The sequence below is a fragment of the Sporosarcina sp. JAI121 genome (assembly GCF_013408665.1).
Taxonomy (GTDB): Bacteria; Bacillota; Bacilli; order Bacillales_A; family Planococcaceae; genus Sporosarcina.
Window position 1 is genome coordinate 1,241,195 of the sequence record NZ_JACCCL010000001.1, and the last position, 14,199, is coordinate 1,255,393.

The 14,199-nt window shown below is 41.6% G+C and carries 8 protein-coding genes and 3 pseudogenes; 8 read left to right on the top strand and 3 right to left on the bottom strand.

Features of this window, described 5'->3' with window-relative positions; genetic code table 11:
* Nucleotides 1-47: 47 nt before the first annotated feature.
* The 4 genes and pseudogenes from HDC33_RS05800 to HDC33_RS05810 all read left to right on the top strand — a co-directional run bounded on the left by HDC33_RS05800 (nucleotide 48) and on the right by HDC33_RS05810 (nucleotide 6,108).
* A complete protein-coding gene (locus HDC33_RS05800) occupies nucleotides 48-1,436 on the top strand; it encodes a plasmid pRiA4b ORF-3 family protein (protein ID WP_179391546.1) in 1,389 nt (462 codons plus the stop codon).
* 286 nt (nucleotides 1,437-1,722) lie between these two features.
* A pseudogene (locus HDC33_RS05805) lies at nucleotides 1,723-2,223 on the top strand (O-methyltransferase).
* Between the two features lie 137 nt (nucleotides 2,224-2,360).
* Nucleotides 2,361-2,707, top strand: a pseudogene (locus tag HDC33_RS16380) (RNA polymerase alpha subunit C-terminal domain-containing protein).
* Between the two features lie 884 nt (nucleotides 2,708-3,591).
* Nucleotides 3,592-6,108, top strand: coding sequence for a beta strand repeat-containing protein (locus HDC33_RS05810; RefSeq protein ID WP_218843169.1), 2,517 nt, complete (start codon nucleotides 3,592-3,594; stop codon nucleotides 6,106-6,108).
* 1,482 nt (nucleotides 6,109-7,590) lie between these two features.
* Here HDC33_RS05810 and HDC33_RS05815 read toward each other — a convergent pair.
* The 3 genes and pseudogenes from HDC33_RS05815 to HDC33_RS05825 form a co-directional block, all read right to left on the bottom strand.
* The gene (locus HDC33_RS05815) at nucleotides 7,591-7,773 is read right to left on the bottom strand and encodes a glycosyltransferase (protein ID WP_179391547.1); all 183 of its coding nucleotides are present in this window, start codon (nucleotides 7,771-7,773) and stop codon (nucleotides 7,591-7,593) included.
* 557 nt (nucleotides 7,774-8,330) lie between these two features.
* A pseudogene (locus tag HDC33_RS16785) lies at nucleotides 8,331-8,561 on the bottom strand (M24 family metallopeptidase); the annotation flags it as partial.
* Between the two features lie 240 nt (nucleotides 8,562-8,801).
* On the bottom strand, nucleotides 8,802-9,032 hold the full coding sequence (locus tag HDC33_RS05825; RefSeq protein ID WP_179391548.1) for an aminopeptidase P family N-terminal domain-containing protein: 231 nt from the start codon (nucleotides 9,030-9,032) through the stop codon (nucleotides 8,802-8,804).
* Nucleotides 9,033-9,388: 356 nt separating this feature from the next.
* Between HDC33_RS05825 and HDC33_RS05830 the strand changes: the two genes are divergently transcribed.
* The 4 genes from HDC33_RS05830 (at nucleotide 9,389) to HDC33_RS05845 (ending at nucleotide 13,996) form a co-directional block, all read left to right on the top strand.
* Nucleotides 9,389-10,855, top strand: a complete 1,467-nt coding sequence (locus HDC33_RS05830; protein WP_179391549.1) for a protein adenylyltransferase SelO — start codon at nucleotides 9,389-9,391, stop codon at nucleotides 10,853-10,855.
* Between the two features lie 174 nt (nucleotides 10,856-11,029).
* Nucleotides 11,030-12,478, top strand: a complete 1,449-nt coding sequence (locus HDC33_RS05835; RefSeq protein WP_179391550.1) for a DEAD/DEAH box helicase — start codon at nucleotides 11,030-11,032, stop codon at nucleotides 12,476-12,478.
* Between the two features lie 188 nt (nucleotides 12,479-12,666).
* Nucleotides 12,667-13,101, top strand: coding sequence for a YugN family protein (locus HDC33_RS05840; RefSeq protein WP_179391551.1), 435 nt, complete (start codon nucleotides 12,667-12,669; stop codon nucleotides 13,099-13,101).
* Nucleotides 13,102-13,573: 472 nt separating this feature from the next.
* On the top strand, nucleotides 13,574-13,996 hold the full coding sequence (locus HDC33_RS05845; protein WP_179391552.1) for a DUF1801 domain-containing protein: 423 nt from the start codon (nucleotides 13,574-13,576) through the stop codon (nucleotides 13,994-13,996).
* The last annotated feature ends 203 nt before the right edge of the window (nucleotides 13,997-14,199 follow it).

The window sequence follows — 14,199 nt, forward strand, 5'->3', positions numbered from 1 at the left end:
TAACTTGAATAAGTAACGTACGATAAAAGAAAAGACGAAGGTGCCATATGAAAGCATATATCTTGAAATTATCCTTTGAGGACATTACGCCGCTTATTTGGCGGCGTGTTATTTTACCGGCGGGTGCGACTTTTAACCGTCTGCATGAAACGATTCAGAACGTAACAAACTTTCAAAGTGGTATAGCTCCGTATCATTCGTTCGGTGTGGAGATCGATGATTATTTTATTACAAATAACGAACCTATTTTAGATGAATACAAGGGAAAGAAGTATGCTGGCAGAAAAGTCAAGCAGCCAACGCGCATTAAAATCGATGCGTACCTTAAAAAACATGGTCAATTCATCTATAAATATGACTTTGGGGATGACTGGCGGATTCGGGTAGAGCTTGAAGACACCGTGGAAGATTATTATTTTGGGTATCCAACTTTGCTTGACGGAGAGGGGACGGCGCCGCCGGAAGATGTTGGTGGTCCGTCTGGATACGAAACGTTTAAAAGTATATATCATGATCCGACACATCCCGACTATATGTCCACACGTACATGGGCGCGGGAGCAGCATTATTTGTCACTGGACAAGGTTTGGGTGAATGATAGGTTGAAATTTGTAAAATACAAAAAGACGGAATGGCAATTCATCGATCATGATAATTATTATGTGCTATCAGATAAATACCGCGGAGAAGAATCTGTGGATATAGACAAATTGCCTAATACTGATCTGTTGATCCAATATGCGCAGGCATGTGCTAATTTGTATGGAATGATTACCTATTCAAAGTTTCTGGAGATTTACAACACCCAGAATGAGCCATCACTATCCAGAAGTGAACTGCGAGCATTTATGGCAGATTCTCATTTTTCCAAACTGCTGGAGAAAAAGAGTGTGCTTACCAATGGTCTAGGAATATTGCATGAAGAGGTTGAATATAGCAAGGATTTTTCCTCGTTTTTAAAAGAAGTATATGAAAAGCCATACTACGTACCGGAGAAAGAGGAGCTATTACGCTATGCGGATGATTTGTATTATGAAAAGACAAATTATCAAGAAAAGCTTGCAAACATGCTTGCGAAAGACTTTTTCGGCGGTAGTACACTCATGGTGAAGGATGAAATCGATGAATTGGTCGGTCAATTGCAAGAAGTGCATGTTGATTTGCAGGGAGTTGTGCGGGATTTTTTAGAACGTTTTAATTTTAAAGATATGAAGCAAGTGAATGAATATGTGCAGGCAGTTTCCGTGATTGCGAACTCCACTCGCATTTGGGAGAATAGAGGCCATACACCAGGCGAACTATTTGAAATGGAAAAACCCCATCTACATCCTTTATCGAGCGCACCATTTAGCGTAATCGATGGCGGCAAGACAGGTCGAAACGAGCCTTGCCCATGTGGAAGCGGCAAGAAATATAAAAAATGTTGTGGCAAATAAAATAGGATCAGATGCCCCATGACCCTCGTGAGAACTTTGATTGGAGGAATCAATTTGTATGATCCAACAATTTTTGAAAATCTAAAGATAGCATTTGAAAATCATGTATATGATTTAGATAATGTAAATCAACTCTAGTTCCAATCGATTCAACCCATTCTAGTCAGCGAATTAAAAGCGATGGATAGGGTCATTAGTGAATTTATTCAATTATTTGAAGTCGATGTAGATGAGATGGACAATCGCAAGCCGTGGGTAGATGCTAATGAGAGAGGGATTGAAGTGGATGAAAAAATTTAACGGCTATATCGATACAGTGTTTACGAAGCAAGATGCTCTGTTGGAGGAAGTGATTGCAACGATTGAAGAAAATGGCATGCCTGCTATCTCCTTCTTCTGGCAAGCTGCTCACGATGCTGATTGCCATATCAGGGGCTAAAAATCTTCTTGAAATCGGTGCGCTTGGAGGATACAGCGGAATTTGCCTTGCTAGAGGATTTGGGAGAAAAGGGAATTTGACGTCCCTTGAACTGGAGGAGAAATATGTAAAGTTAGCATCTAGCAATCAAATTACTTGGAATATTGTATTCGGCTTGGGGATTCGGGTGCTGTAATTGTGACGGATAACGTACTTGCTGGCGGTAGTGTAGTGGACAAGGGAGCTAAACCTAAACGCTATACAGAATTAATGAAGGCATTCAATGAAACGGTGGCCAATCATCCCCAATTGGAATCGTTTCTTATTCCAATCGGTGATGGGCTGACGATCTCAAAAATGAAGAAATAAGGATGGAATGCCAAGTGTTCGTCGAATGTTGAATAGCTTCGGAACCAGATACCTTGTATTAAAAAAATCAAACCGAAGTATTATATACTAATGGGGTAGCATGGATCGTAAGGAATGGGACAATATATAATGACAATCTGAGAAAAGTTTTGAAGATATGTAGCAACGGACACGACTATTATAAGAGCAGTGACTGTCCGGTCTGCCTGATATGCGAGCAGAACGTAATCTAGACAATGGATTTCTTTCGAAACTTTCGGCACTCGCAAGAAGAGCGTTAGAGCATCATGGCATCTCAATGTTACAACAACTTTCCACGTTTAGTGAAAAAGAAATTTTACAATTTCATGGCATTGGCCCAGCATCTCTACCGATACTTAGAGCTTCTTTGAAGGAAAGTGGATTGTTATTTACACAAGAAGAGGGTAGTTTTCATTTATTGAAGAGGAGAATCCAATTTGGGTGGAGCCATTTCAGTCATTAATATCCCTTTTTGAAGAGGCAATGGCGTATCCATTCTAAAACCTATTGTAGATGAAAAAAGAAGCCAGTGAAATGGCTTCTTTTCTTATGTGAAATAGAGTAGAACCAGAAATTAAAACAAATGCGAGCCGTTTAGATAGTGAAGTTGCTTCTTTCAATTAAATTTACCACCGCTAGAATATGAATTAATCAATTTTGAAGGGGAGAAGTTCGATGTTTTCCTAGGCTCAAATGAAAAAGAATTAGGGCAACCTGTGACAGTAACGATGGGTTTAATACGATTTTACTCTTATCGCCATAATCTTTGTAATCTAACAAATTGGCTAAAGAATATCCTTTATAGGTATACGGAGGAAACACAAAACGACAATGATCTTGAAATGATGTTTGATCATTGTATGAACCGGCGGGATAGCATTGACTCAACTGTTAGCATTGAGGGAAATGTATTTAAAAGTAAAATTAAATAGCTTTAGTGTTGGATGTTAGTCACTCAATCAATCGTGAAAGTTTGAGTGATTGGCACTTCATGATATTTAATAGAAAACACCGGCAATCCATCGACTAAACCTCGGCAGGCTTTCGGTGTTATTTTTTTGTGCGAATCAAGATATTTGATTCGTTTCTAACGCAACATTTCATTTCAGGTACTTGTTTTTAAATTGTTTGGCTACCCAGTTACAGAATAATTAACTCCTTTTGAGATTTTGTAATAATCTCGATTCCACTTTGTTCACAATACTATCATCTTCAATACGCACCCCACCAAGATTAGATACGTAGAATTGACTCAGTTAATTGAATTTTATGTAGAATATTAGTCAGACAACAGCCCGTCCATTCAACTATTACTTGAATAGGATAATACGGAAGGAGGTAAAAAAAGTGAATTATTATGATTACAACATTAATAAATGTAAGAGGTGTAATAAAAGAAATAACTGCTGTAACTGCATGTGTGGATGTACTGGAGCAACCGGAGTAACTGGAGCAACCGGAGTAACTGGAGCAACCGGAGTAACTGGAGCAACCGGAGTAACTGGAGCAACCGGAGTAACTGGATCAACCGGAGTAACCGGTGCAACCGGTGAAACTGGAGCACCTGGAGCAACTGGATCAACCGGTGCAACCGGAGTAACTGGATCAACCGGTGCAACTGGAGCAGCCGGAGCAACCGGTGAAGCTGGAGCAACCGGAGCAACCGGTGCAACAGGAGCAACTGGATCAACCGGTGCAACTGGAGCAGCCGGAGCAACTGGATCAACCGGAGCAACCGGTGCAACTGGAGCAGCCGGAGCAACCGGTGAAGCTGGAGCAACCGGTGCAACAGGCGAAACTGGATCAACCGGAGTAACCGGTGCAACCGGTGAAACTGGAGCACCTGGGGCAACTGGAGCAACTGGAGCAATCGGTGCAACAGGAGCAACTGGAGCAGCCGGAGCAACTGGTGCAACAGGCGATATCGGAGCAACCGGTGAAGCTGGAGCAACCGGTGCAACAGGAGCAGCCGGAGCAACCGGTGAAGCTGGAGCAACCGGAGCAACCGGTGCAACAGGAGCAACTGGATCAACCGGTGCAACTGGAGCAGCCGGAGCAACTGGATCAACCGGAGCAACCGGTGCAACAGGCGAAACTGGATCAACCGGAGTAACCGGTGCAACAGGTGAAACTGGAGCACCTGGGGCAACTGGAGCAATCGGTGCAACAGGAGCAACTGGATCAACCGGTGCAACCGGTGCAGCCGGAGCAACTGGATCAACCGGTGCAACTGGAGCAGCCGGAGCAACTGGTGCAACAGGCGATATCGGAGCAACCGGTGAAGCTGGAGCAACCGGTGCAACAGGAGCAGCCGGAGCAGCCGGAGCAACCGGAGCAACCGGTGCAACCGGTGCAACCGGCGAAACTGGATCAACCGGAGTAACCGGTGCAACTGGAGCAGCCGGAGCAACTGGATCAACCGGAGCAACCGGTGCAACTGGAGCAGCCGGAGCAACCGGTGAAGCTGGAGCAACCGGAGCAACCGGTGCAACAGGCGAAACTGGATCAACCGGAGTAACCGGTGCAACAGGTGAAACTGGAGCACCTGGGGCAACTGGAGCAATCGGTGCAACAGGAGCAACTGGATCAACCGGTGCAACCGGTGCAGCCGGAGCAACTGGATCAACCGGTGCAACTGGAGCAGCCGGAGCAACTGGTGCAACAGGCGATATCGGAGCAACCGGTGAAGCTGGAGCAACCGGAGCAACCGGTGCAACAGGAGCAACTGGATCAACCGGTGCAACTGGAGCAGCCGGAGCAACTGGTGCAACAGGAGCAACTGGATCAACCGGTGCAACTGGAGCAGCCGGAGCAACTGGTGCAACAGGCGATATCGGAGCAACCGGTGCAACAGGATCAACCGGTGCAACTGGAGCTACGGGAATAACTGGAGCAACCGGTGAAGCCGGAGCAACCGGAGCAACCGGTGAAACTGGAGCAATCGGAACAACTGGTGCAACAGGCGATATCGGAGCAACCGGTGAAGCTGGAGCAACCGGAGCAACCGGTGCAACAGGAGCAACTGGATCAACCGGTGCAACTGGAGCAGCCGGAGCAACTGGTGCAACAGGAGCAACAGGATCAACCGGTGCAACTGGAGCAGCCGGAGCAACTGGTGCAACAGGCGATATCGGAGCAACCGGTGCAACAGGATCAACCGGTGCAACAGGAGCTACGGGAATAACTGGATCAACCGGTGCAACTGGAGCTACGGGAATAACTGGAGCAATCGGAACAACCGGTGCAACTGGAGCAATCGGAACAACCGGTGCAACTGGATCAGCCGGAGCAACTGGTGCAACTGGTGCAACTGGTGCCACAGGTGCAACTGGATCAACCGGAACAACTGGGGCTACTGGTACAGCTGGAACGGGATCAGCAGTTGTCGAAACCCTAAAAATCGGTGACTTAAATATACAAATCCCCTATAACGTAAATGGAGGAAACAACCAAGCCGTTGGGGCTCTCGCTTTTTCAGGATCAACAGCAACAATCAATAGGCTTTCGACCTATGTTACACAAGTTGGATCGAGTGGCACCTTTCAAATGGGGGTATTAATACCGTTATCTTCAACGCAATCCCAAGTTATTGCTGTTACTACTGTAGCAACTTCATTGACTGCTGGCTTGTTTAGTTTGCCATTAACTACTCCCGTAGTACTATCAGGTAATCTTGTTTACCAATTTGCAGTATATAACCAGATTAACGGATCAAACTTAGGTGGTAGAAGTACGGGCGTATCCGGAATTGCACCTGCACCGATCAACTTTAGAGTTCAAAACCTATCTGGATTCACAGTTGGTCAGATTATCAACACGAGTGATGTAATACTAATTTCACCATGGATTGCAGGTTTATCTTAACATCTTAAATAAACCACAGAGCTTTCAGTGTGCTATAGACTTCGAAATTATACAAGAATTGTGAAGGTATTTGGAACAAGCATGTCACACTTAAACACAAACTAACACTAGAGTAAGTCAACCTTAGTAACTCGGTTGACTTACTCTCATTATTAATGTGCACCATGTTGAAGAATCTCTACTATATTTTATTTACACTATTCTATCCAACGTACATGATGTTGAGAAGGATAAAATCCAGCTTGAAATTAAGCCTTATCCTCTTAAATCCAATCTGGGTCTAATTGTTGAAAGCGATTGAATTTGTTTACGTGAACCTTTATTTTGCCTATCCATAATGTTTAAAACGCACATTAGAAAGTTTGTGTTTTAGTTTAAAACTATTGGTGGAGAATCGTCCTCAATGTTGAGGTGTTTCTATCTATTTATATTCAATGTCATTCCGATATCGAATAAAAAATGGACGAAAAACCATATAAGTTGACTATAATGGACCACAACCCAAAATTGAATAAACGAAAACAATTCACATTGAAGTCCTTACAAGCAAGTAAGTGTGAAATGTTTTTGTTAAGTCTATTTTCAAATATTTCTGCAGCATCTAAAATTGGTATCCATTTCGGATTCGTTTTCAGCGTCTCTGACAATTACTGAATTCGAAGTTCAATTTTATTGGAAAACTTCGATGCTTCGTTTCGAACGAGATGGACAGGGGCTTCACCTAGAAGCTCTATACAAAGTTCTAGGGTGTTGTCCGTACTTCCATCGTCGATGATAACCGCAAAATGGATATGCTTTCAAACCTGTTTAGTACCTGTCTTAAATAGCGGTCACTTTCGTTATTTACAATCATCGATAGTAGTTAACTTAGGTGGAGTTAAATCATCGTTTGAATCTATTCGAGTAGCCGCTTTTTTGATTAAAAGTTTCCAAAACCATTCATGGTCTATTGTACAATAAATATGATAAGCGGGAAAATGAGTATCTACATATACCAAAAATCGAAGTGTGTAATTCTTTATTTTACGTTAAATGGAAACGTAACCTGCAACAAATTTTGGGATGAGGCTGATCATATTGAAAAGATCGTAAATTGGACTCTAATTCTCTCTTACATTCTCCTAACTCAAAAAAAAAACCAGCTGCTATTCTACTACAAGCCGAAATATTATCTTCAATCCAACCTTTCTCAGTTAATAGAAACTTTTCATAATTAGCAAAGTGCTATTCATAAATAAGCAAATTCCGATTCGTATCATGACGTTCATTATTTGGGGGAACGGCAACTTCTCTATGGAAAATAGCCCCAGACAATTCTTGATATTCATGAACAACTCCAATTCATTGAAACTGATTTGTTCGATTCACTAAACGGTTCTGTTTAAGCCGTGTTACTACATTTCCATACTGATTGGTAGAAAGGTTATAGACCAAAGTCACTGAGTCTATTGATAAATCGAGATTCTCTTTTAATTTTTTAAATTATTCTTGATTATTCGGAGAAAATACATCGTCTGTACCCAACCATAAAATGAAATCTTTTGTTGCTTGTTGAAAAGCATAATTTCTTGCCATTTCAAAATTATAGACCCATTCAGAGTCATAAATACGGTTGGTGTACCTTTTTAGCACCTCTTTCGTTTGATTGGTTGAACCTGTATCCACGATAAATATCCTTGACAGATTCTAAAAAACAGGTAATCGTATCTACTTCATTTTTAACAATCATACAAAAGATAACTAAAACTATACTTTACCTCCTCATTGTCATTCTATTTGTATGTTTCAATTACTTGTCCTTTGATTAAATAATTATTTCTGTTCTATGAGAAATCCAATAAACCTATAAATGATAGGGAGTAATCATTTCTTCAGAAGGTACATGGTGCGTTTCATGCATTTTATTGATCGTAAGACTTACTCACTTCATTTCTTTTGTGAATGAATCGACTTTGTAGACATAATAATCGGCCCCTGATTTTCACCTGCCTAAAAAAAGATATTTCTATTGTGCAATTATCAGACTCATTTAAATTGTTGATTTTATATAATAAGATGGTAAGAATATTGGGGGATACAGAAGTTCATAACCACCATTTAGGATACGTCATCCAAGGACGAATGATTAAATAATTCTTATTTTTTTAATAATATCAATTCCGTCTTTTGTCAAGAAAATATCATCCTCGATACGCCCCCCCGCCAAGATCAGGTATGTAGATTCACGGCCCTACCGTTAACACAATTCCTTCTTCTAAGGGCTGTCCGCAAGTTGATTTCAGGAAAATAACTTCATGGATATACAGAATAATGCCATGTCCATAATAGTCGCCATACCGATTTTTACTTATCACATTATGGGTTAATAAATCCGCTTCTTTTCCGGTCATTCCCACCATTATGCCCGACAGCGCATTTTCATGGACACCATAAATGATGGCATAGATTTCCTTCGGCTTAGGATTCGGTTATCCGACTGCAATAGTTCACGTCATACAGGAGTAATAACCCCAATAATAAGCGCCAATTTCAAGCGTAATCATATCCTCTTTTTCCACTATTACTTTGGAAACAGGCACTCATTCTGCTCGTACCGATTTAAGCAGCTGGCAATAGTGAAACTAGGATTGATACAGCTGTTCACATCCAAGCTATTTGATCCTAAAACTTCCCGCAAGAGCAGAAGTTACCTCTTAAATGATTGATCGATCAAATACTTTAACTGTAAAATTCAAAACTTGCGCCTTCGCTTGACTGACATAACGGAAATCAACTAATAAAAACGCATCAGTCTTTGTCACGACCACAGTCCCCGCACTTTCAGTAAAATCCGTCAAGTATCTACGATTCATCGCATGCATAATGAGAATTCCTTCAATTCCTAATTCATCAAACGTTTCCCTAAATTTCATTAACTTCTCCATTATGAAAACTCCATCAAGTCGTTTTCAAACAGTTCGATACAAAAGTATTCCAACTATTAATATACATAAGGTTTGTTTAATTTAAGGTGTTTTTTCAGATGTACGTATTCAAGTTAATTTCAATAAATGTCCTATGTTATTTTAGAGAATAGAAGTTGAATAGTAGGGCACCAATCTTTATTTCGGTAGATATAGTGCAATTGCATAAAGTGGGTATCAATGTATGGAAAGGGTATAATAAATTAACAGAAGTAGACACTAAGAAAGAATGTCTTAAGGACAGGAATACCATGATTTGTGTTTAATGAAAAAGCGAAAATAAGGATACAAAAATACGAACAGAAAAAGGAGATACGATGACAAATCGAATAGAATCAGGATGGCACTTAGACAATAGTTATGCCCGTCTGCCGAAATCATTTTTTTCCAACCTCAAACCAAACCTTGTACAGTCACCGAAGTTGATCATTTTAAATGATTCGTTGGCAATATCCCTAGGGTTGAATGTCCAGGCGTTGCAAAGCGAAGAAGGCGTGGAGGTACTTGCTGGGAATCAAATTCCGGAAGGCGCTCTACCAATTGCTCAAGCTTATGCGGGTCATCAATTTGGGCATTTTGCGATGTTAGGAGATGGCCGGGCATTACTGTTTGGCGAACAGATCACTCCTTTAGGAGAACGGTTTGATATTCAACTCAAGGGTTCGGGACGTACGCCATATTCCCGCGGAGGCGATGGGCGAGCGGCACTTGGACCGATGCTACGCGAATATATTATCAGTGAAGCTATGCATGCGCTAGGTATTCCTACCACTCGAAGTCTGGCAGTGGTGACAACCGGTGAGTCCATATTCCGTGAGGTTGAACTTCCGGGTGCCATTATGACTCGTGTGGCTGCCAGTCACCTGCGCTTCGGTACCTTTCAATACGTTGCTAAATGGGGCACGGATGAGGAACTCCGAGTTTTAGCTGACTATGCACTGGAGCGCCATTTTCCAGATATTGAGGTTGATGAGGGTCGATATCTTTCGCTCCTTCGGGAAGTGATCAAGCGTCAGGCCGCCTTGATCGCCAAATGGCAACTGGTTGGCTTTATCCACGGTGTGATGAATACCGATAATATGACGATAAGTGGGGAGACCATCGATTATGGTCCTTGTGCCTTCATGGATACCTATGACCCGGCAACGGTCTTCAGTTCCATAGACATTCAAGGCCGTTATGCTTATGGCAATCAGCCGAATATTGCCGGATGGAATCTCGCGCGATTCGCTGAAACCTTAATACCGCTGTTGCATGAAGATTATGCGGAGGGTGCCAAACTGGCCCAGGATGCGATTACAGATTATCCTGAGCAGTATCACTCCAATTGGCTAGCGGGAATGAAAGCGAAATTGGGAATAGGTAACGACGAGGTAGAGGATGAATCCCTAATTGATGGACTTCTAACTATCATGGAAAAATATCATGCGGATTATACGAACACTTTCCGCGCATTGACGTTTGATAAATTGGAGGATATAGCCCTATTCGGGACTCCGGAATTCGCCCAGTGGCACGAACTGTGGAAAGCAAGACTAGGCAGGCAGCAGGAATCGAAGGTCAGCTCTCAACAATTGATGCGGGACAGCAATCCAGCGATAATCCCCCGGAACCATCGGGTAGAATCTGCACTAGAAGCCGCAGTAGAACAGGAAGACTACAATGTGATGGAGGAGCTTTTGGATGTTCTTTCAAATCCTTACGCTCACTCCGCTGAACAGAATGAATACTCCACTCCTCCGTCGAAAACAACAAGCTCTTATCAAACCTATTGTGGTACGTAATGGTTTGCTTTTGTAAGTGGGGGTAACGACTTATCACTGTTTACTATGTGTACATAATAATGCTACCCTTTACAAAAGGTAGCATTATTTTCATGTATGGATTTAGTAATGGTTGAGCTGCGTTTAATTGTACAGAAAAGGTAAGTTCAAATAATGAAAAACGAGGTTACTGACATGAACGAAAGAAGTTTTGAAGATTATCAATTAAGCGATGAAGTAAAGAGAGCTCTCGCTTTGTTGAAATATGAAACGCCCACAGAAGTCCAAAGCGAAGTCATACCACGAGCATTGAAAAATCAGGATCTTGTAGTGAAGTCTCAAACGGGCAGCGGCAAGACGGCATCCTTTGGTATCCCTCTTTGCGAAAGGATTGATCGCGAGGGTGAAAAACCACAAGCATTAATTCTTACACCCACCCGTGAGCTTGCCGTTCAAATTCGAGAAGATTTAACAACTATCGGGAGGTTTAAAAGAATTAAAGCAATAGCGGTTTACGGTAAAGAATCCTTTATAAAACAAGAAGAAGAGTTGGAACAAAAAACGCATCTAGTCGTTGGTACACCTGGGCGTGTGATGGACCATATTGAAAGGGAAACATTACGTGTAGATGAAATAAAATACCTTGTTATCGATGAAGCTGATGAAATGCTTACGATGGGTTTTGTCAATCAAGTAGAAGCTATCATAAAAAAACTACCTTCAAATAGAGTAACAATGGTATTTTCCGCTACATTGCCTAAAGGTGTTGAAAATCTTTGCGGTAACTATATGGAGAGCCCTCTAAGTATCCAAATTGCTTCCTCTAGTAGTACGACGAGTGCGATTGAACATAGCGTAATTGAAGTGAAAGAAGCAGGGAAAATGTCATTGCTAAAAAATATTACTGTTGTTGAAAATCCTGATAGCTGTATTATCTTTTGCAGAACTAAAAAACAAGTCGACACTGTGTTTGCAGAATTGGAAAAATCCAACTACTCCTGTGAAAAAATCCACGGTGGAATCGTACAAGAAGACCGATTTGCGGTTATAGACGGCTTCAAAATGGGGAATTTCAGTTATCTTGTGGCGACCGATGTGGCCGCCAGGGGAATCGATGTAGATAATATAACACTTGTGATCAACTACGATGTTCCGATGGAAAAGGAAAGCTATGTTCACCGAACTGGCAGAACTGGTCGCGCTGGTAATAAAGGAAAAGCGATTACGTTTGCAACTCCTAACGATAGCAAACTTCTTATAGCAATTGAAACATACATCGGCTTTGATATACCTGTAAGGGAAGCACCTACGCAGCAGAAAGTAGCTGTTGGGTTAAACGCTTTTGAAGAAAAAATCAATGGTCGTCGGAAAATGATAAACCCTAAAAATGTTCAAGCAGATAAAGGTTCCATGAAGCTACACTTCAGCGGCGGAAAAAAGAAGAAGCTCCGGGCTGTAGATTTTGTTGGAACAATTGCGAAGATTCCTGGAGTAACAGCGGATGATATTGGTATGATTACCATTGAGGATAATTTGACCTATGTTGATATTCTTAATGGCAAAGGTTCATTAGTCTGCCAAGCAATGAAAGAAACAACAATTAAGGGGAAGAAGCTTAAAGTTAGTAAGGCAAATAAAGTTTGAAGTGTCAATTTAGCTAGACGTTCGGTGGACGAAAATAATCGAGTACACGCCATAGTCGACGACGGTTTTGGATAGAGCGATAATTGTTAATACAAAGTATGTAAAAGGCTGTTTGTGATTATCAGTAGTATTATTCCTCCTTCAATTGTGAATGCTGTGTATGGAACACAGTTGAAGGAGTGATGGAAATGTTGAAATTACAAACAGAGCTTGATGGACAAAGGGCCTCTTTTGGTGTTGTAAGTGACTGTATCCGAGGGCTCGGCTATCATTTGGGCGGGAATTGGGACTATCATAAAGGATGTTTCGATCATATTTTATGCCGCGAAGGCGGTGAAACAATTTATATCCGAATCCCTTTTATCGTTACGGACGGAGAACTTGACCAATATGATGCTTCCATTGAATTTGGAACATCCTATGTGATCAAACATGTCGTACATGTCGGGTTGGATAGTGATGGAGATTCATTGCTGGATGCGACAGGATTTAGTCAATTCCAGGAACCGATTGATAAAGACGGGAAAATCATTGATAAAAACAGGTGGATTCATGCAGGTGAAAACGCTGTGCAAGAACTTATTGATTGTTTGTATGCTAATGAGCACCTAAAGTCCAGTTAACATTCTACTTTCATGAATGGGGGATTTTTTGATCCCGATATTCATTTCCTGTGCTGTTCTGCCTATTATGAGTACCGCTGCGATACTACAACATCGCAGCGGTCTTTTTTCTATATCCTATAGATACGTGTGCCTCTATCGTTTGTTGAATACTTTCCCGGCTTCGTTGGAGATTCCCTGAATATGGTTGGATACTCTGATGATTTCATTGGAGACTACTTGAGATCAATTTCAGGTACTTGAGCGCGACTCTATTCGGAAGATATACTATAATTATTTACTACTAGAGTTAATTTCATAATAGGTGAACAAGCATTGAATTTTGAACAAAGTTGATTTCTGCTCCAGGCGGACGCTATCCGCGGGCTTGGCTTCAGCCTCCTCTTCGCCTTCCGCTCCAATCAAAGTAACTAGAACTCTATATACACGAATAAGTTAACATAACTATTTCAATCCAAAAAGGGGAATCGTGATGAATGAACAAAAAACAAAAGAAACAAATGACAGTGTAATCGAATTTATAGAAAATGTAGAGAATTCTAAAAAACGTGCAGACGCATACTTGTTACTAACTCTTTTTAGTGAGGTAACAGGGTATGAGGCGAAAATGTGGGGACCAAGCATTATTGGATTTGGTTCATATCATTATGTCTATAAAACGGGACATGAAGGAGACGCACCATTAGTCGGTTTCTCACCGCGTAAGGCGAAAATAAGTCTCTACTTTGCGCCTGGTGACACGGAACGAGAGGCATTGCTGGCAAGATTCGGGAAGCATACAACGGGAAAGGCATGCGTGTATATTAATAAAGTAGATGATATTGATACGGACGTATTAAGAGAATTAATCGTCCAATCTGTTACGTTTTTACAAAATCAATATCCGCGAAGTTAAATTTTTAGTCTCTGAATGGAGAAACCTTCTGATAGTCTACTGCAATGAACGTCTGGTCTTTTAATGTATTTTTTTATATTAGTGAATTGTTGGTCTTTGTGTCCTACACAGATACACTTTAGTAATCGCTATCCTCATCAGAGAAATCCCTATATAATGAAGAAGATTCGGTAGTACTCAGTTAAAGACGGTGCCGGACAAGT

Coding starts and splice junctions, on each gene's coding strand:
- HDC33_RS05800 (WP_179391546.1), top strand. CDS start 48: ATGAAAGCATATATCTTGAAATTATCCTTTGAGGACATTACGCCGCTT.
- HDC33_RS05825 (WP_179391548.1), bottom strand. CDS start 9,032: ATGGAGAAGTTAATGAAATTTAGGGAAACGTTTGATGAATTAGGAATT.
- HDC33_RS05830 (WP_179391549.1), top strand. CDS start 9,389: ATGACAAATCGAATAGAATCAGGATGGCACTTAGACAATAGTTATGCC.
- HDC33_RS05835 (WP_179391550.1), top strand. CDS start 11,030: ATGAACGAAAGAAGTTTTGAAGATTATCAATTAAGCGATGAAGTAAAG.
- HDC33_RS05840 (WP_179391551.1), top strand. CDS start 12,667: ATGTTGAAATTACAAACAGAGCTTGATGGACAAAGGGCCTCTTTTGGT.
- HDC33_RS05845 (WP_179391552.1), top strand. CDS start 13,574: ATGAATGAACAAAAAACAAAAGAAACAAATGACAGTGTAATCGAATTT.